Here is an 18,974-nt window from a genome sequence, read left to right on the forward strand (position 1 = left end):
GGAATCATTCCCATCAGGCCCAGGGGTTCACCGCCGTGAAGGAGCTGTCGGCGCGGAAGGTGTCCGTGGCCTGGTACTGGTCCACGCGCAGCTCGTAGTTGTAGTGGCGGAGGTAGCGGCCCGGGTAGTTGTACGACTCCAGGCGGACCGAGCCGGCGGCCGTGCCCGGCCGGGCGCAGTACGTGGCGTCCTTGTCGAACACGGTCGTGCCGTTGTCCGTGTCGAAGCGGACCCGGAAGTCCCAGTGCCGCAGATAGCGGCCGGCGGAGTCCCGGAAGGAGTAGCAGTTGGCGTCCGCGAGGCCGGGCACGACCGTGAAGGTCGCGCTCTGCTTGACGGCGGTGGTGCTGGAGGAGGTCACCGGGTCGACGTAGCCGAGGCTGTCCGAGCGGACCACGGCGTAGCGGCCCGTGTAGTTGACGGACTGGAGGGACCGGGTGGTGTTGGTCGGCAGGGTGACGCCGCCGGACACGGTCTCCTTGAGGACGGTCAGGTGGCGTACGAAGCCGGTGAGGCCCGGCAGTTCGGTCGGGGTCGACCAGGTGGCGAAGTTGTCGTAGCTGTCGCTGTACCAGTACTTCTGGTCGCCGTAGGCGTCGTAGTAGATCCGCCAGCCGCCGTTGTCGAGCTGGACGAGCGCCGGGCCCTCCTTCCCGGAGCCGAAGCCGGCCCAGTTGCCGGTCTTCTGGAAGGTGTACGGGCCGGTGAGGCTGGAGGCGGTCGCGTACTCGATGTACTTCGTCGTCTCGTTCTTGGTGAACGCGTGGTAGGTGGAGCCGATCTTGACGATGAAGGTGTCGATGTAGTTCGGGCTGATGCCGGACAGCACGGTCGGCGCGGACCAGGCGGTGAGGGCGGAGTTGGTCGCCGTCAGCTTGTACGGCTTGAAGATCCACTCTCCGTCGGCCGCGACGGACGCGGACAGGATGATGTTGACGCTGCCGTTGGTGTCGACGAACCACTCGGGCGCCCAGGCGCGCTGCAGACCGCTGATCGGGACCGTGTAGTCATAAAGGAAGGTCCAGTTGAGGCGGTCCGTGGAGCGGGCGAAGCCGATCGTGGTGGAGAGCGCCGACCAGGTGCGGGTGGTGTAGGTGAGGTAGTAGTAGCCGTCCGTGTGCTTGAAGATGCTGGGGTCGCGGATCAGACCGGAGGGCGGGGTGTACGCGGGGCCCTTCCGGAGGGTGAACGCGGTCGCGTCCGGCGAGTCGTAGACGTACATGTTCGACTCGCTGCTGTTGGTGAACGCGGTCATGGTGTACCGCGTCGCCTGCCCCGCCGACGGGTGGGCGGCTCCGGCCGGGCCGGCGAGGGCGGTGGTGAGTCCCAGGAGGGCGGCCACCGAGGTGAGGAGGGCGAGGACCGCCCTGAGGGTTCTGTTCAACGCTCGTCCCATTTCTGCGTGAACTGCCCTGAGGCGTCGGATGTTGTTCGAAATTTCGGCTCTTGTGCGGAACTTCGGTCAGAAGATAAGAGCAGGTCATGGGCGCGTCAATGGATCGCACAGGATTGTGCGAGACGAGATTCCGGTTATCCGCCTCCCGGGCCGACGGCGTTGCCTCCGACCCGGTGTTTCCCCAGGTCATGACCGGTTTCCCGAGCGGCTCACAGGAGGGCAACAGGAAACCTGTCGACCCCGGTGAGCGGCGGGGGCAACTCTGATGACGACAGCACGCAGCAAGACCCACGACCAAGGGGGAACGATGCGCAAGCTCAAGGCGATGCGGACCGCGGCGGCACTGGCTCTGGCCGTCGGCACGATGACCGCGGTGGGCGCGAGCCAGGCCCAGGCGGCTCCGCAGGCCACCGTCCACGGCTGTGCCTCCGGGTATGTCTGCCTGTACCCGGGCGCCGGCTGGAACAACGACCGGCCGACCCTCACCTACTACCGGTACGGCACCTACAACCTGAACAACGTGACCGGCACGTACCGCATCCTCAACAACCAGACCGGCAACGCCTGGTTCCGCACCTGCACCGGGTACAACGGCGCGGGCTGCGAGGGCTACCTGTACCCCAACACCTACATCGACAAGAACATGACGCCGATCAACTCGGTCGTCGTGGGGCAGTAGCCCCGGTTGCCCGATCACGTGCGCGAACGTCCGGAACCGTCGGCCCACGGTTCCGGACGTTCGTGTTTTCGCCACTCCGGGTGAAAGGCTTGGCCCCCCTCACCGCACCGACAGTAACCTGGGCATCCGCCGTCTCACGGCCCGCACTGCCTTGGGGGACACCTTGGGGGACCCGCAGCTCGGAGATGCACCAGACCACCGAAACGACCGGGACCGGACCGCGCTGACCACGCAGTCCTTCCCCGCACAACTGCGACGACTGCGGCGGGAACGCGGACTGTCGCTCACCGACCTGGCACGGCAGACCCACTACAGCAAGGGCTACCTCAGCAAGATCGAGACAGGTACGAAACGCGCCACCGTCGACGTCGCCCGCCTCTGCGACCAGGTGCTGCGGGCCGAGGGCGAGTTGCTGCGGTTGGTGCGGCATGCCCCGCCCCGCGACCGCGAACCCGAACCCGAGGTCTCAGCCGGGCCACGGCAGTCGGGCGGGGCGTGTCCCTACCGCGGACTGGCGGCCTTCACCCCCCAGGACGCGGAATGGTTCTTCGGCCGGGAACGCGCGACGGCCGCACTGGTGGAGCGGATCTTCGAACAGATCGGCAGTGGACCGCTGATGCTGGTCGCCCCGTCCGGCGCCGGCAAGTCGTCCCTGCTCAACGCCGGTCTCGTCCCCGCCCTGCGGCGTGGCGACTTCCCGATGCCGGGCGCCGACCGCTGGCCGGTGGTGCTGCTCACCCCCACCGCACGCCCGCTGGACGAACTCCTGGAACGCACCGCCAAAGCGGTCGGCGGCGACCTCGGCCTCACCGTCGAGGAGGTACGCGACGACCCCGCCGCCCTGCTCGACGCCGTGAGCGCGATGTCGGACGAACCGCCGGCGGCCCCGGGGGACCGCAGACCACCGCCCCCGCGGCCCGTCCTGATCGTGGACCAGTTCGAGGAACTGTTCACGCTCTGCTCCGACGACGAGGAACGACGGGCCTTCGTCCGGGTGCTCCGCGCCCTGGCGACCACCGGGCCGACGCAGGACACGCACGCGCCGGCCGTCGTGGTGCTCGGCGTCCGCGCCGACTTCACCGGCAGCTGTCTGGGCCTGCCCGAACTGACCCCGGTCCTCACCGAAGGGCTGTTCGTCCTGGAGCCGATGTGCGTGGCCGAGCTGCGGGAGTCGATCACCCGTCCCGCCGAACTCGCCGGTGTCACCCTCGAACCCGGTCTCGTCCCCCTTCTCCTGCGCGACGCCGGACTGCGCGACGAACCGGGGACGGCACTCCAGGGCACCGCTCCGACCGTCGGCGTCGGCGCCGACGAGACGCCGTCCGGCGCCCTCCCCCTGGTCTCCCACGCGCTGCTCGCCACCTGGCAGCGCCGCACGGACTCCGCGCTGACCGTCGACGGGTACGAACGGGCCGGCGGCATCCAGGGAGCCATCGCCCGCACCGCCGAGAACGTGTTCGCCCGGCTGTATCCGGCCGAACAGAAGACGATCCGCCGCATCCTGTCCCGGCTGGTGCTCGTCGCGGACGGCGCCGGAGCGACCCGGCGCCGGATGAGCGGGGCCGCCCTGATGGAACAGCTCGGCGACGCGGACGGCGCGGCCGCCGCACTCGACGCCTTCGTACGGGCCCGCCTCATCACCATGGACAGCGACACGATCCAGATCACCCACGAGGCCCTGCTGCACGCCTGGCCCCGGCTGCGCGACTGGATCCACGCCGACCGGGCCGGACTCCTCCTCCACCAGCAACTCGCCCACGCGGCCGCCGAATGGGAGCGCGAGGACCGCGACCCGTCCGCCCTCTACCGGGGCACCCGCCTGGACACCGTACGGACCTGGGCCGACGAGTCGGACGGCTGGAGCCGCCTCGGCCCCGGCGAGGAGGCCTTCCTGAGAGCGAGTCAGGCCGAGGAGGACGGCCGCCGCAGACAGGCCGTACGGCAGGTCCGGCTGCGGCAGTCCCTGCTCGCCACGCTCGTCGTGCTGCTCGGCCTCGCCGTGACCGCCGGCGGCCTCGCCCACCAGCAGCGGGCGGGCGCTCTCGACCAGGAGCGCGTCGCCCGGTCCCAGGCCCTCGCCGTGCGGTCCGCGTCCCTCGCCGGGGGTCGGCCGGAGGCGTCGATGCTGCTCGCGGAGGAGGCCTACCGGGCCGACACCACCGTCGAGGCCCGCGGCGCCCTCCTCAGCACCCAGTCCCAGCCCTTCTCCGCCCGCCTCGGCGGCTACCGGGGGCCGGTCAATGCGGTGGCCTTCGCGCCGGACGACCGGACGCTGGCGACGGCCAGCTCCGACGGGACCGTCACCCTGCGCGGCGCGGGCGGCGACCACCGGACGCTCGCCACGTTCGCCGTCCCCGGCCGTGTCCGCTCGGTCGCCTTCGGCCCCGACGGCCGCACCCTCGCCGCCACTTCGACGGACGGGCCGGTGACCCTCTGGGACGTCGCCGGCCGCCGCCGGACGGCCGTCCTCTCCGCGAGTACGAAGGGGGCCCGGGCGGTGGCCTTCGACCCGCGCGGCGGAGCGCTCGCCGTCGCGACGGCCGACGGAACGGTCCAGCTCTGGAACACCGGGCGCACCCCCCGGCGCACGGCCTCGCTCACCGGCCACGAAGGCACCCTCAACGCGCTGGCGTACGCCCCCGACGGCACGATGCTGGTGTCCGCCGGCGCCGACCGGACCGTACGGCTGTGGGACACCGACCGCGCGCGGCGACTCGACGTGTTCGAAGGCCACACCGACGAGGTGCTGGGCGCGGCGTTCTCCCCGGACGGGCGGCAGGTGGTCTCCGGCGGCATCGACCGGACCGTACGGCTGTGGGACGTGCGCGACGGCCGGACGACCGCGACGTTCACCGGCAGCAGCGACGACATCAACGCCGTCGCCTACACACCCGACGGCGCTGCGGTGATCGGCGCGGTCGGCGACGGCACGACCCGGCTGTGGGACGTACGCAGCGGCCGGCAGACCGCCGTGCTCGCCGGACACACCGACTACGTCCTGGGGGTCGCCGTGACCTCCGACGGCGCCCTGCTGGCCACGGCCGGCTTCGACCAGTCCGTCGTCCTGTGGGACCTGGGCGGACCGGTGCTGACGTCGCGTCCGTTCACGGAGGTCTGGCAGGCGGTGTACAGCCCCGACGGGAAACTGCTGGCCTCCGCCGACACCGACCACACCGTCCGGTTGTGGGACGTACGCGGCCACCGGCTCCTGAAGCGGCTCACGGGCCACACCGAGACGGTCTTCTCGGTGGCCTTCGCCCCCGACGGCAGGACCCTCGCCTCGGCGAGCTCCGACGGCACGATCCGCCTGTGGGACGTGGCCGGGCGCAAGCCCCTGGCGACGCTCACCGGCCACACCGGGGAGGTCTTCTCGGTGACCTTCGCCCCCGACGGCAGGACCCTCGCCTCGGCCGGCGCCGACCGCACGGTCCGCCTCTGGGACATCGCCTCGCGGCGCGACGTCGCCGTCCTCAAGGGCCATGAGGACTACGCCAACGACGTCGACTTCAGCCCCGACGGCCGCACCCTGGCGAGCGCCGGCGACGACCTGACCGTACGGCTCTGGGACGTCGCCTCGCACCGCCCCCTGGCCGAACTCACCGGCCACACGGGCGCGGTACGCGGCGTCGCCTTCAGCCCCGACGGCCGCACCCTCGCCAGCAGCGGCAACGACGGCACCGTACGCCTGTGGGACGTCCGCGGACGCCGCCTCGAGACCGCCCTGACCGGCCACACCGGCGCGGCCCGGGGTCTCGCCTTCTCCCCGGACGGCCGCGTGCTCGCCAGCAGCGGCAACGACCGTACGGTGCGTCTGTGGGACGTCGCCACGCGGCGGCCGTGGGCGACACTGACCGGCCACGCCAACGCCGTGTGGGGCGTGGACTTCGCCCCCGACGGGCGGACGGTGGCCAGCAGCAGCACCGACGGCACGGTACGGCTGTGGGGCCTCGACCCGGCGGCCCGGCTGGCGGAGATCTGCCGACTCAGCGCGGGGATCGGCCCCGACGAACGCGAAAACCTGCTGCCGGGGGTGCCGGTGTCGTCGGGACCGGCCTGTGACCGCACCTGAGGGCGAGCCTCGGCCGACCGTGGACGGCCCTGCTCACAGGGGTTTCCCGGCTGTTTCCCCGTTGCCCGATCGACCGGGGCGACTCCCGGACCTCGACGGGCGGGGCGTGGCGCCAGCAGGCTGCTCCCTGACCACACCGCACACATCCCCGCCGCTTCAACCACGTCGACAGGAAACGGGGGTCCCGGCATGGTGAGCCGGACCGGACTCATCCGCACAGTGATCGCACTCCTGGCCGTCCTCCTCTGGGCGCCGGTGTCCACGGCCGCCACCGCGCAGGCCGCACCGGCCGCTGCCGCCGACGAGTGCCGCGCCCTCGCGCCCGGCGCCTCCGCGGCCGCCGAGCGGGCGATCGCCGCCGCCTGCGCCGAGGTCGCGGCCGGCACCTGGTACACCTGGGCCGGCGGCCACGGCGCCCAGCCCGGCCCCACGTACGGGCAGGTCGACCCCACCGACCCGGCCAGTGAACACGACCCCGAGCGGCGCGGCTTCGACTGCTCGGGCCTGGTCCGGTACGCGTACGCCCAGGCCACCGGTTCCGACATCCTCAACGGCGTGGCCAGCCAGCAGTACTACACGCACCGCGCCGCCGACCGCTTCACCGCCGCCCAGGGCCTCGCCCCGCTCCTCCCGGGCGACCTGCTGGCCTACGGCACCTCGCAGAAGCTGCACCACATCGCCATCTACCTCGGCGCGGGCAAGATGGTCGAGGCCAAGCAGTCCGGCACCAAGCTGATGGTGAGCGATGTCCGCCTGGGCGGCGGCTACTTCGGCGCCGTCCGCGTCAACACCGGCGAGGTCACCGGCCACATCCACCAGACCTGGGGCACCGGCGTCTGGACCAAGGCCGAGCCCGCCCTCAAGGCCGCCCGCGTCTACGCCTTCCCGAACTCCACCACCATCCGCGTCGAGTGCCAGAAGCACGCGGAGAAGGTCACCGCGGAGGGCTACGAGAACGACGTCTGGTCCTACCTGCCCGACTACAAGGCCTGGGTCACCAACATCTACATCAAGGGTCCGGCCTGGCTGGAGGGGGTGCCCGAGTGCAAGTCCTGAACCTCTGAACCTCGCGCGCTGATCACACACGCGCCGGTGACCGCCAAAGGGGGGCGGTCACCGGCGCGCGTTTGGGCTTGGAAGGGCAGCTGGTGCTGTTCGAGGAGTAAGGAGGCATTCACATTCAGTGCGCAGTGGCGGGGGGAGTAATTTGTTGACGCCGTCAACGAATCTAGTCGTTGATGGCTCCACAGATAGCTGTGTACGGTGTGGGTATGGCAGACACCTCCCCGACATCGACGAATGCGTTGGTCACCGGCGCCGAGATCGCCCGGCTCGCAGGCGTCACTCGTGCCGCTGTCTCCAATTGGAGGCGGAGGCACAGTGACTTTCCCGTGCCCGCCGGGGGCGGTGTGAACAGCCCGCTCTTCGACCTGACCGAGGTGCAGGCGTGGCTGGACAAGCAGCGCAAAGTGCAGGATGTCTCCATCGAGGTCCAGCTGTGGCAGGCGCTGCGCGGGGCGTATGGCGACGAGATGATCGGCGGGCTTGTCGATGTCGCCCGGCTGCTCGCCGGGGAAGAGTGCCCGAAGGATCTGCCGGAGGGCGCTGTCCGGCTTGCTCGAGACCTGATCGGCAGCGGTTCCGCCTCCGAGGTGGTGGGCGCTCTCGCGGAGCGCTTCACCGACTCCGTACGCCGGGCCGGTTCGGACCAGGTCACTTCACCACGCGTGGTCCGTGCCGTGCGTCGCTTCGCCGGTGACGTGGCGGGCGACGCGACCCTTTTCGACCCGGCCTGCGGCATCGGCACGCTGCTTCTGGCCGTGGGGCCGGAGCGAGGGCCCCTGCGGTACGGGCAGGAGTCCGACATCCGCAGCGCCCGCTTCGCGCAGCTCCGCGCGGATCTCACCGGTCGCGAGGGCGTCGACATCGGGACCGGTGATTCCCTGCGTGACGACCTCTGGGCGGACGTCAAGGCCGACCTCGTCGTCTGCGATCCGCCGGTCGGTGACACCGACTGGGGGCGCGAGGAGCTGCTCCTCGACTCGCGGTGGGAGTTCGGCACTCCGTCGCGTGCCGAAGGCGAACTCGCCTGGCTCCAGCATGCGTACGCCCATACCGCCCCTGGCGGCCGAGTCCTCATGGTCATGCCTGCCTCGGTCGCCTACCGCAAGGCCGGCCGCCGTATCCGGGCCGAACTCGTGCGGCGCGGCATCCTCACCCAGGTCACCGCTCTCCCGCCCGGCACCGCGTCCTCCCACGCTCTCCCCGTGCACCTGTGGCACCTGCGCCGGCCGCGCACGCTCGGTGACGCCGTGACCAGCGTCCGCATGGTCGACCTGACCGCGACAGAACCCGACGCGTCCCTGGAGCCGGCCCCCGGCCAGGTGGCGGACGTACCCTTGATCGACCTGCTCGACGACACGGTGGACCTCACACCCGGCCGCCATGTGGCGGAGTCCCATCGTGACTACGCGGCGGAATACGTCGCTCTGCGGCAGGAGTTGACGGAGCAAGTGAGACTGCTGGCCGAACTGCTGCCGGTACTCACAGCGGGCGACGGACCGGGTGCCGTCGACGGGCCCTCCGTCAGTGTCGCCGACCTCGTCCGAGCCGGGCTCATCGAGTACGGCGATCCCGAGCCGGTCTCGGTCAGCGACCAGCTCGACACGGACTACCTCCAGGGCTTCCTGCGCAGCGCCGCGAACACCCGGCGCTCCACGAGCGCCAGCGGCACCTTTCGCCTCGACGGGAAGGGGGCGCGCATTCCGCAGATGGACATCGCCGAGCAACGCCGGTTCGGGGCGGCCTTCCGAGTGCTCCAGGAATTCGAGGAACGCGCCCGCAGGGTGGCTGAACTGAGCCGGGAAGCGGCGTTGCTGGCTCGGGACGGGCTGGGTAACGGGGCGCTGAAACCGGAGGACTGACGATCCACCACTGCCATGCGCGTCACGTCAGTTCGGCTGAGGTACGAACGGACTGGCGATCCCGCTCCATGACACCGCCAGCGCCTCGCGGGCTCGCGTGCACGCCACGAACAGCAGGCACCGCTCCCGCAGCAGATCGGAGTCGTGCTGCAATGCGTCCACGGAGACGGGCGTCACCTCGCGCGCGAACGGCACCGCGCTCGCCGATGCCCCGAGCACGGCGACACAGCGGAACTCCAACCCCTTCATGGCGTGCATGGTGGCGAGCCGAACCCCGTCCACGCCCGGCCCAGGGGTGTCCCTGACGCGGACCACAGGCATCCCGGCCGCGGCCAGCTTGTCGTGGACCTTGTCGAGCAACACATTGAAGCGGGCGCACACCCCGATCTCCGAGGGCCGGATGCCATGGGAGATCCACTCCTCGATCCTCCCGACGAGCGCGGCGACCTCTGCCTGTTCGGATCCGTAGCCGTCCACGTGCGGCCTTCGGCCGTGCAGCAGCGAGCGGTAGCCGGCGAGGCTGTCGCTGCCCGCGCCGCCCAGGTCGTCGACGTTCACCGGGCTGAGGATGCCGGTCGACCAGGTGAGGATCTCCTCCGTGCTCCGGTAGTTGATGCGCAGGCGGTGGGTGCGTCCCGTCACCGTGACGCCCAGCGAGCCGAGCGAGACCTTCGAGTCGTAGATCCGCTGGTGCGGGTCGCCCGTGATGAACAGGTCGTCACTGCCGGACGCCGCCGCACCACGCAGGACGCGCCACTGGGCGGGGTGCAGGTCCTGGGCCTCGTCGACCACGACGTGGTTGTGCGTGGGAGCCGAGTCGGCCAGCAGATCGGCCGCGCGGGCACACACCTTCAGATACGTGGTGGCCTTCTGGAGACGCAGCATCTCCTCGAACAACTCGACGCCGGGCCACAGCTGTTCGCGTCGTGCCACCGACAGCGCACTGCCGCGACCGCGCCGCAGGGCGGCCTTGTACGCGTCCAGTGTGCGCAGGTTCTGCGCGAGTACGACGTGCCGGTACTCCTGAGCCAGGAACTGCTCCGTCCACGGCAGCCCGAGCTTCTTCACGACGCGCTCCCACAGCTGCCGTTCCTCCCGGTCACCGATGGGGGAGGGGGATCTGCCGTCGAGGCGGGTCACGACGCCATGCGCGTAGGCGTCGACCGTGGTCACGTCCACTCGGCCGAGCAGCGACTCGTCGCCGTCGAGGAGCAGGGACAGGTTCTCGCGCAGGGAGGAGGCCAGCGCGTTGGTGTAGGTGGTGAGCAGGACGCGGGCGTCGGGGGAACGAGTGAGAAGGTGCTTGACCCGGTGCAGGGCCGCGACCGTCTTGCCGGTGCCCGGACCGCCCGTGACCTGGACCGGGCCGCCGTACGACACCCGATACGCGACCCGGCGCTGCGACGGGTGCAGGAAGACCCGCCATGCCGCGAACGGCTTCTCCAGGATGTCGGCGAGTTCCTCGGGGCCGGTGATCAGGGTGATGCGGCTCGTGGTGTTGGCGATGGCGATGGCGAGGCTTTCGTCCGGGTCGGGGCCCGCGTCGACCGGCCGACGCACCGCGACCACGTCCCGGTACACGTCCTCGGCGCCGAAGCCCTCCGCGAGGTACTGCAGCACCTCGAACTGGTCCTCGGGCAGCAGCGTGCCGAACGCTTCCAGCTGCGGCTTGTCGACGATGGTCCGTACGGCCCTCAGGACCTGGTCGTCGATACCCAGTTCACGCAGCACGGTGTCGGAGTACTTCGCGAACAGCAGCGAGGGCGCGGCGGCCGCCGCCTTCTCCAGAGCCGGGGTCAGCTGCTCGATGGCGACCACGTTGCGGACTTCCAGCGCCCGCGTCGCGGAATTCGTGGTGTACAGCCTCTTGGCCGCCCACGTGTACGCGTCGTCGTGGCGGACGACGTTGACGAGCAGGAACACATCGCTGCCGTCGTTCGGTGCGAGGACCACGCCCCGCCAGAAGTCGTTGATGCGGATCGTCCGCATCCGCGGGTCGCGGGCGTTCTCCACTGACTCCAGGTGCAGCCCCTTGTCCGCATGCAGTTCGGGCACGGTGAGCTGCTGGAACTTCTGCATCGCCTTGCGCACGCCGGCCCTGACGGGCTTCTCCAGGACGTCGTAGCTCTCCCAGAAGCTGTTGGCGAACGCGAGCTGCGGCACGAGGTGAACTCCCCACCCTGGACGGACACTCCGCAGTCGATCATACGCGCGGTGTGTTCACCAGCCGGAGGGCGATTGCTTCGATGTCCGTGAGCAGTCCGGCCGGTTCCTGGTCCAGGGCGAGGGCGTGCTGGTGGATGAGGATGCCCGCATGGCGCACTTCATGGGCGGCGTGCGGGGCGTTGCCCTTCGCGTACAACAGGTGTCCTTCGCGCAGGCCGAGGGCCGTGCAGTACGCCAGCATCTGGTACAGGTCGGCGTCCGGGTAGCCACCCCGTTTCTCCGCCTTGTACTTGGCGTCGACGACGGCGCACGGGGGGCCGCCGTCCGGCCCGTACAGCACGAAGTCCGGCTTCATGCGGATCGCGGCGGCTTTGTCGAGGTGGTGAGGGTCCTGGAGCCGGGCGGTGTGACCCGAACCGGTGGTTCGGAACGCCTCCCGCAGGGCGACCGTCACGAAGTCCTCGAAGAGCTTGTTCATGTCGAACAGGAACCCGTCGATGCGCAGCCCGCCGGGCGAGTGCTCGGCGGAGATGCCGTCCAGGACAGCGCGGGAGAGGTGCAGGGCGTGGTGGTACCGGGCGTTGAGGCGGGTGGGCAGCCAGTCGGGGACCGGCTGCCCGCGCACGATCGCGGTCACGTCGGCCAGCCGGGCACGCTGGTGCAAGAGCCTGCGGCGTACGTCGCGCGGCACACCGGGCAGCCGAAGGAGACGTTCGACGGCCGTACGCAGGATGCGGTTCTCCGCGATGTCGGTGGTGAACTCGTCGTACGCGATCTCCACCGGCAGTGTCGCCCCGAAGCGCCGTCGTATCTGCTCGGCCTCCCGGAGCCGTCCGCGTACGACGAGAGAGCTCTCCTCCGTAGCCTGGTACCCCTGCAGTAGTCCTTGCCGCAGTGCCCGGTCCACCTGCCGCTCCACCCCGTGGGCGAGCGCGGGCACCAGATCACGGTGCTCGGCGACCTCGACCTCCCCGTCCCGCCAACTCCCCTTGGGATCAAGGCTGTAGCCGAGCAGGAAGAAGAGGCGGACGATGGGCACCTTGGGTGTGACACGCACGGTGACCGGCTCGCAGCCCGGCACGGTCACGGCCACCGCCCCGACCTTGCTGCCCGCCCGCAGCGACCAGTGCCCCGGTGCGTACGGGTCGGGGGTCGCCTCCACGATGTCGGCGGCGGCGAGCGCGCGACCGACGGGCTCGGGGAGGGCGCGGCGGACGGCCGGCGCGTGCTCCACCAGCTCTACCGGCGCCACGGGCTCGGCAGGGTTCACGGTTTCCGCGGCGGACGTCACCCCAGTGACTCCCGCAGCGCGGTCAGCCCGTACCGCTTCTCGATGTCCACGCCTTCCCCGTAGTGGTGCTCCTCCAGCAGCGGAAGGATCTTCGTCCGCCAGGTCCGCTCCAGACCGCCCTCCCGGTAGACGCCCTTCTTCATCAGGTACGAGGGCCCGATGCGGAAGTCGGCGTCGTCGATACGGGAGTTGAGCGCGTCGAGTAGATCGGCGGGCTCGGTGTCCTTGCCCTCCTTGGCCAGCCAGCGGCGCAGCAGACCGCTCGTGGGCTCTGTACGGGGCGACAGCTCGACGAAGGCGAAGCGGCGGCGCATCGCCGCGTCCACGAGGGCGATGGAGCGGTCGGCGGTGTTCATCGTGCCGATCACGAACAGGTTCGGCGGCAGTGCGAAGTCGTCGCCCGAGTACGTCAGTCGTACCGACTTGTTGCGGTACTCCAGCAGGAAGTACAGCTCGCCGAAGACCTTCGCCAGGTTGGCGCGGTTGATCTCGTCGATGATCAGGAAGTGCGGGATGTGCCGGTTGCCCTCCCGGGAGGCGAGGTCGGCGAGTTCGCGCAGCGGGCCCGCGGTGAGCCGGAAGGCGACCTCTCTGGTCTGCGGGTCCTCCTGGGGCCGGAAGCCCTCGAAAAAGTCCTCGTAGGCGTACGACGGGTGGAACTGCACGAGTTTGACCTGCTCGGGCCCGCTGCCGAGGAACTCGGCGAGCTTCAGCGCCAGGTACGTCTTGCCGGTGCCCGGTGGCCCGTACAGCACCAACTGCCGCTCGTCCCACAGCAGGTCGCGCACCTCGCGCAGCCACTCGGTGTCGTGCACGAGGAGTTCACCGGCCAGCTCGTCCGTCGGCTCGGGCAGCTCCAGCTCGCGGCGGGCGGTGAGCGCGGGGATCTCCACGCTGGGGTCCCGCTCTATGGCTTCGGCCTCCTCGACCAGTTCCTGGTCGGTCAGACCGAGCCCTTCGATGTGGGCCTGGACCGAGGTCAGGTCGACGACGTCGTGCTGGATGGACAACTTCTGCTGGAGCTCCTCCGGAAGCCCGTCGTACGGGTGCCCGGTCGGCTGCCATTCCACCGGCCGACGCAGGTTGGAGCGCCGGTCCTCCGACTCCGTCTGTTCCGGCTCACCGGTGATCTCACCGACGTACAGGTGCCCGCCGGATATGGTGCACACGGTGTCGCCCGGCTTCATCCGGGACAGGAAGGCGTGCAGGTCCTCGACGAGTTGTTGCTGCTGGCTGTATGTGGCCGTGGACTCGTAGTCCTCCTGGACCAGGATGCGCAGCTCGTCCTTGCCGATGCCCTGCCGGACGCCCTGGCGCAGGCGGGAGGCGGCGAGGGTGACGAGTCCCTCCGGAAGCCACCGGCGCCGGACCAGGTCGAGGCCCGAGACGTTCGAACCGCGCACCAGCCAGGGGCGGTTGGGTACGGCCGGCGACTGTCCGACATGGTCGATGAGTGCGCGGCCATCGGCGGATTTCCACACCCCCCACCCGTTGGCACTGCAGCCCATGAGGATTTCGGCGGCGGCCGACGGCGAGGTGCACTCAATGTCCGATACCGTCTCCAGATATCCCCGCCAGCGGTCGGACCTGCGGATCACACCTGTGTCGATCAACTGCTGCCGCGTGTAGTACGACGGTGGTTTCCGCGCGGCGAACGAGGGCACAGTGTTGGCCCGGACCGGAGACCCCGCCGCGACGACGAACATCCGGCTTCCCTTGGCGCCCTTCTCCGGCAGCAGCCGCCCCCGGGCCACCATCTTGCCGTTCGGCAACCTCAGCCGGAACTCCGGCAACTCGTCGGCCATGGAAATCCCCCTCGACACCCACCGCTCCGATCTTGCCTGCAGACTACTGGCCCCCACTGACAGTCCGGTTCCCCTCGTCCATGGCCCGGCTTCCTAGGATGTCCTTTCGCATCCGGGAGGGGATCACATGACAGTGAGCGGTACGGACGGGCTGTCGGAGAAGGAGTTCCGGCAGGGGCGCGCGGACTGGTTGGAGATCAGGGCCGGGGACCTCGCCGCCGTGTTAGAGACCGCCGGACCCAGGTTGTACAGGTTGCTTCCCAGCGATCTGGGGGACCTGACACTGGTGGCGGCGGTGACGGTCGCGCGGGTGGCGGCGGACGAGGCGCGGGCCCAGCCCGTGGCCGAGACCGTCCGATGGCTGGAGCGGCTGATCCCAGGAGGGCACCTCCACGATCTGGAGGGAGCGGTACGAGAACTCCGGTCCCGCCTCGCGGCCGGCGGCGAGCCGGCCCTGTGGTCCTGGAACGCCGAGGGCTGGGAGGAGATGCTGCTGTGGCGGTGGAGGCGGAGTCAGCCGGCTACTGACGACCTGTCACGTGCTCGCGTGGGATGGCGGGTACGTTGGTCGGCGGACATCCCGGGGATGGGTGCCGTCGACTGCCCCGAGTGGGCGCCGCGTCGACATGGCAGGCAACTCCTCACGCCCACCGAGTTCTTCGCCGGTGAGCCGGAGCCGCTGAGGTTGCTGGCGCAGGCAGTGCTGGACGCACCCGGCACGGCCGCCGCGGTCCAGGACGCGGTGCTGTTGCGGGAGGAGCACCTCCAGGGCGCGGGGCACCTGGTGTGGCTGGCCGAGCAACAGGCCGGCGTCGAACAGCTCGAAGCGTGGCGCCGCAGACATCAGGCCACAGGATCGGAGGCCACCCGGGCGTTCCTCGCGGAGCTGTCCGAAGGGGTCAAGAGATACATGTCGCTGGTACTCCAGCCGGTCGTCGACGCCCTCTCCGCGTGCGAGCGTGCCCTGCTCGGCGACAGCAGGCACGGTGCGCGGCGCTCCGCCGCCGACTACCTGGACGCGTTCCTCGACGCGCAGGAACAACCGGGCGAGGAGGCATGGCGGGACGAACGGCTGAGCGCGGACGTCGAACAGCAGGCGCGGGCCCGTCATCTGCTGGGCGAGACGACCTGGCACGGCATGCTCGGCACGGTCCCCGTCTGGTACCGCATCGTCACCTCCAGGGAGGAGAGGGCGGCCGCGCTGGCCTACTCCGGGAAGCCGTCGACGTCCGTCGTCCAGGTCAGGACCGGCGCGGGCGTCCAGAGGAACCTTCTCGCCGACCTGTTCGGGCTCCCGGCGGACGAGCACGAGGAGTGGTACCCCGAACCCGGCATCGAGATCGACTACGCCCCGGACAGCGCCTTCGATCTGTGCGCGCTGCTGGCAGTCTCCCAACTCGGCCACGCCCGGTTGGAGTTCCTGATGCGGGGTGCCGACGGGAGTTTCCAGCGGCTTCGCTCGGTGCGGGCACGGGTCCGGGAGGACGACACCGCCGCCTGGCGGCGCTGGGCGCTCGGGGAGCTGTCGGAGCTGGTCCCGGACCCGGAGGACCTGGCGGACCTGATCGCCCGGGAGGACGACGACGGCACGGACGAGGACGACGCGGCGGATGCCCGGACGCGCGCCGACGACCGTACGTCGTCCGACTCCGGCACGTCCGGGTCCGGCCCCCGGTCCGCGCGCGACGGGCTGCCCGAAGCACTGCTCAACAAGGTCAGGGCGCTGCTGCTGAAGGCGGAGAACCCGGCTGCCACCGAGGACGAGGCCCGCGTCTACCTTGACAAGGCCTACGAGCTCATGGCCAAGTACGGCATCGAGCAGGCCATGCTGGACGACGACGTGACCGAGCCGGAGCGGCCGGTGGACCGGATCGTCGATCTCTACCCGCCCTACGTCAAGGAGGGGCGCCGGCTGCTCGCCAGAATCGGCTACGAGATGCGCTGCCGGTCCGTGTACCCCGGCGGCAAGGACAACCGTCACCGCGTCCACCTCTTCGGTTTCGAGACCGACCTCCAGGCCACCGAGGTGCTGTTCGCGAGCCTGCGCCTGCAGATGCTGGAGGGCGCGGACAACGCGGACCGCCTGCATCGCCCGGAGACCGAGGACGCCCGCGCCTACAAGCGTTCCTGGATGCTCGGCTTCATCCGCGAGGTGACCGCGCGGATCGGTGCCGCCCAGCAGGCCGCGAGGGCGGCCGCCGAGGAGGAAGCAGGTGCGGACGAGGAGGTGACGAGCGGACGCAGTGTGGCCCTCGTCCTCGCCGACCGTACGACCTTCGTCGAGGCTCGCCTCGCCGCGCAGTACCCGAAGCTGAACAAGACGCGTCCGACGAAGTTCAAGGGCACTGGTTACTGGCAGGGGGTTGCCGACGGCCGGCACGCCGACATCGGCGGCTCGGCCGTCGCGGACGAGGAACCGAACGTGCAGCTCACCCGCTGAGGGACCCGGAGCAGGTCTGTGGGCCGGGTCTGAACGACAGGTGGGCCGCCGGGCGAGGTGACAGCGGAGCTGTTCCCTTTCCGGCGGCCTCCTCCCGGCCCGCCGTGCGACGTTGACCGCAGCGACGGTCCAGTGATCTTCGCTGTGTCAGGTGGGAGGTTGCCCGACGTGGATCGCCTCACGGCAACTTGTGCAGAGCACCCGTGTCTTGCGGCGTCGCTTGATCATGAGGGCGGCCCAGTCGGGCTGTTGTTCTCCTGGGTTCCCGAGGTCGGCGGGCCTGCGGATGTGGTGGACCTGGACGTTGCCGGGTCGTCCGCACAGCTCGCACCACCGGGCGCGGCGCCGGACCGACCGGCTGGACGCTTCTGAGGGCGTGCTGGGTCAGGAGGAGCGCCAGCGGTTGCGGCCGTCGGAGCCGGGGCCGCAGACCATGGGGGTTCCCGCCTTGGTGACGCCGGTCGCTCCCTGCGGAGAACAGAACGAGCCGGGGTGGACGGTGCCGACGCTGCTGCCGCCGCCGGTGGAGCCGCCGGACGAGGACGAGGAGCCGCCGCCCGTGGAACCGTCCTCCTCCTCGCTGGTGCTGTTGTCGCTCTCGTAGTCGGGATCGTTGGCCGGGATCTTGTAGGTCGTGTCCTTCGCCTTCGGGCAGTCCTGGACGAGGTCGGCGTCGGTCCACCGGCCCAGGTGGAGGCCGACCGTGGTGGTGGCGGTGACCTTGGTTCCCTCGCCCGGGGACTGGAAGCACACCCGCCACTCGGCGCCGTCCTCGGCGGCCTCCTCAGCGGTGGGGGAGTCGATGTCGAGGTAGACGTCGTCGAGCGTGACGCTGTCGAGGTCGATGCCGGCCTGCTTCAGATCCTTGATGGCCGTGTTGTAGGTGGCGCCGACCACGTCCGGCATCTTCGGCCACGGGAGCGGGCCGCCGTCCTTCTCGGGGCACGGTTCCCCGCTCTTGACGGCCGCGAAGTCGATGCTCTTCGCGGCCGTGTCGGCTTCCTGGAAGCACACCGTCCACAGGGACCGCATGATGATCGAGCGGTCGTCCTCGGCCGCGTCGTGGCGACCAGTGGTGAAGCCTGCGGAACGTGCGAGCTTCTCCGCCTCGTTCAGTGGTTTGCCGGTGTAGTCGGCGGCCTTGCGGACCTTCGCGGGGGTCGGGGAGGAGGTGGCCTCGGCACTCACCCCGCCGTCGTCCCGCGCCTTGGCCTCGGGCTGCTTCGTGGCACTCTCGTCGAGTTGCCCGCCCAGGCCCGCGCCGACCGCCAGCAGGACGAAGGCTCCGAACGTCGCGCCCAGTTTGGCGAGCCAGCGCCACTTCGGCAGCACCCAGACCGCCACCATGGCGGCGATCATCGCGACGAAGCCGAGCCCGAAGCTGAACGCGCCGAGCAGCGCGACGAGGGCGAGGAGCCCCAGCACGGCGGGAGTGGTCTTCCACCAGGGCTGGGATGGGGGCGAGGTGTTGTACGGGTTCATAGGGCGCTCTTGATCTCTCTGGGCCGGACGGAGCTGATCGGCGAGGATCAGCTTCATGGTGCGGTAGGTGCCGTAGTTGGCTTCGTCCTTGGGGCGAACGATGGGGAAGGTGTCGAGGATGTGGTCGGCGTCCTCGCGGGCGAGGCGGCGGACCGCAGGGGGCATTTGCCCGGGGTGTCCGGCCCTGGCCCCACAAGGGCGTCACCACAGCAGCATGATCTGCTCACCGCCGTTGTCGTGCAGGGCTCGGTGGGGGGGTGCCTCGTTCGGCGAGGAATGCCTTCACCGCGGTCAGGTGGGTGTCGCTCAGTGCGAGGGCGACGAGGCGTCACGCCCGGGTGACGGCGACGTACAGCACGCGCAGTGCCTCGGCGGTTTCGGGGTCGTTCCCGGCGGTGGCGCCTGTCGTCCATGCCTTGACCAGCAGGTCCGAGCGGCGGTCGTCCTCCTTACCGCTGCCGACAGGCGGGACGACGATCAGGACGGCGTCGGATTCGGATTCCTGGCCTTTCACCGCGACGGCTCGATGAGGCATGCGGGTCGGACACGACGGTGCAACGGGAAGTGTGCGTTACGAGCCTGGCATTAGTATGTTAGCGACGCCAACACACTTCCACTCGCTCGGGACTTGACCGTGTGTGCGCACGGTGATCAGTCGAGTGCGGAGCAGCCGTCGATGGGGCTCCGGAGGACGACACCGCTAACTCCGTTCACAGTCCGAA

General features: G+C 70.3%; 12 protein-coding genes. 5 read left to right on the forward strand and 7 right to left on the reverse strand.

Annotation, left to right across the window (positions count from 1 at the left end):
• Positions 1–13: 13 nt before the first annotated feature.
• Positions 14–1,384 (reverse strand): glycoside hydrolase family 43 protein, encoded by a 1,371-nt coding sequence (locus tag OG272_RS40730; RefSeq protein ID WP_326574718.1) that lies wholly within the window; start codon positions 1,382–1,384, stop codon positions 14–16.
• Positions 1,385–1,661: 277 nt separating this feature from the next.
• Between OG272_RS40730 and OG272_RS40735 the strand changes: the two genes are divergently transcribed.
• The 4 genes from OG272_RS40735 (at position 1,662) to OG272_RS40750 (ending at position 9,068) form a co-directional block, all read left to right on the forward strand.
• Positions 1,662–2,075, forward strand: a complete 414-nt coding sequence (locus OG272_RS40735; protein ID WP_326574717.1) for a hypothetical protein — start codon at positions 1,662–1,664, stop codon at positions 2,073–2,075.
• 163 nt (positions 2,076–2,238) lie between these two features.
• Positions 2,239–6,144, forward strand: a complete 3,906-nt coding sequence (locus OG272_RS40740; RefSeq protein WP_405895716.1) for a helix-turn-helix domain-containing protein — start codon at positions 2,239–2,241, stop codon at positions 6,142–6,144.
• 189 nt (positions 6,145–6,333) lie between these two features.
• Positions 6,334–7,200: an NlpC/P60 family protein gene (locus OG272_RS40745; protein ID WP_327726895.1), complete on the forward strand. Its 867-nt coding sequence runs from the start codon at positions 6,334–6,336 to the stop codon at positions 7,198–7,200.
• 215 nt (positions 7,201–7,415) lie between these two features.
• Positions 7,416–9,068 (forward strand): N-6 DNA methylase, encoded by a 1,653-nt coding sequence (locus OG272_RS40750; protein WP_327726894.1) that lies wholly within the window; start codon positions 7,416–7,418, stop codon positions 9,066–9,068.
• Between the two features lie 27 nt (positions 9,069–9,095).
• On the opposite strand, the gene OG272_RS40755 is transcribed toward OG272_RS40750, so the two are convergent.
• The 3 genes from OG272_RS40755 to OG272_RS40765 are packed head-to-tail and all read right to left on the reverse strand — an operon-like array spanning position 9,096 to position 14,330.
• On the reverse strand, positions 9,096–11,231 hold the full coding sequence (locus tag OG272_RS40755; RefSeq protein ID WP_327726893.1) for a UvrD-helicase domain-containing protein: 2,136 nt from the start codon (positions 11,229–11,231) through the stop codon (positions 9,096–9,098).
• Positions 11,232–11,271: 40 nt separating this feature from the next.
• Positions 11,272–12,525 carry a 5-methylcytosine restriction system specificity protein McrC gene (locus OG272_RS40760; RefSeq protein WP_327726892.1) on the reverse strand — a complete coding sequence of 418 codons (1,254 nt, stop codon included), beginning with the start codon at positions 12,523–12,525 and terminating at the stop codon, positions 11,272–11,274.
• Entirely contained in the window at positions 12,522–14,330 is a 1,809-nt protein-coding gene (locus tag OG272_RS40765; protein WP_326574711.1) for a DUF4357 domain-containing protein, read from the reverse strand. Before OG272_RS40765 ends, OG272_RS40760 begins: the two co-directional genes overlap by 4 nt.
• A 127-nt stretch (positions 14,331–14,457) precedes the next feature.
• Here OG272_RS40765 and OG272_RS40770 point away from each other — a divergent pair, with 127 nt between their 5' ends.
• Positions 14,458–16,770, forward strand: coding sequence for a DUF2786 domain-containing protein (locus tag OG272_RS40770; RefSeq protein WP_327726891.1), 2,313 nt, complete (start codon positions 14,458–14,460; stop codon positions 16,768–16,770).
• A 147-nt stretch (positions 16,771–16,917) separates the two neighbouring features.
• Here the strand turns inward: OG272_RS40770 and OG272_RS40775 are convergent, their stop codons facing one another.
• From OG272_RS40775 to OG272_RS40785, 3 genes are all read right to left on the reverse strand, one after another.
• Positions 16,918–17,094, reverse strand: a complete 177-nt coding sequence (locus OG272_RS40775; protein WP_405896119.1) for a hypothetical protein — start codon at positions 17,092–17,094, stop codon at positions 16,918–16,920.
• Positions 17,095–17,154: 60 nt separating this feature from the next.
• Positions 17,155–18,417 (reverse strand): PASTA domain-containing protein, encoded by a 1,263-nt coding sequence (locus OG272_RS40780; protein WP_405895717.1) that lies wholly within the window; start codon positions 18,415–18,417, stop codon positions 17,155–17,157.
• Between the two features lie 163 nt (positions 18,418–18,580).
• Complete coding sequence (locus tag OG272_RS40785) at positions 18,581–18,787, reverse strand: hypothetical protein (RefSeq protein ID WP_405895718.1); 207 nt, start codon at positions 18,785–18,787, stop codon at positions 18,581–18,583.
• Positions 18,788–18,974 lie beyond the last annotated feature (187 nt).

The sequence above is a fragment of the Streptomyces sp. NBC_00104 genome, from assembly GCF_045160825.1.
In the GTDB taxonomy this organism is placed as follows: Bacteria; Actinomycetota; Actinomycetes; order Streptomycetales; family Streptomycetaceae; genus Streptomyces.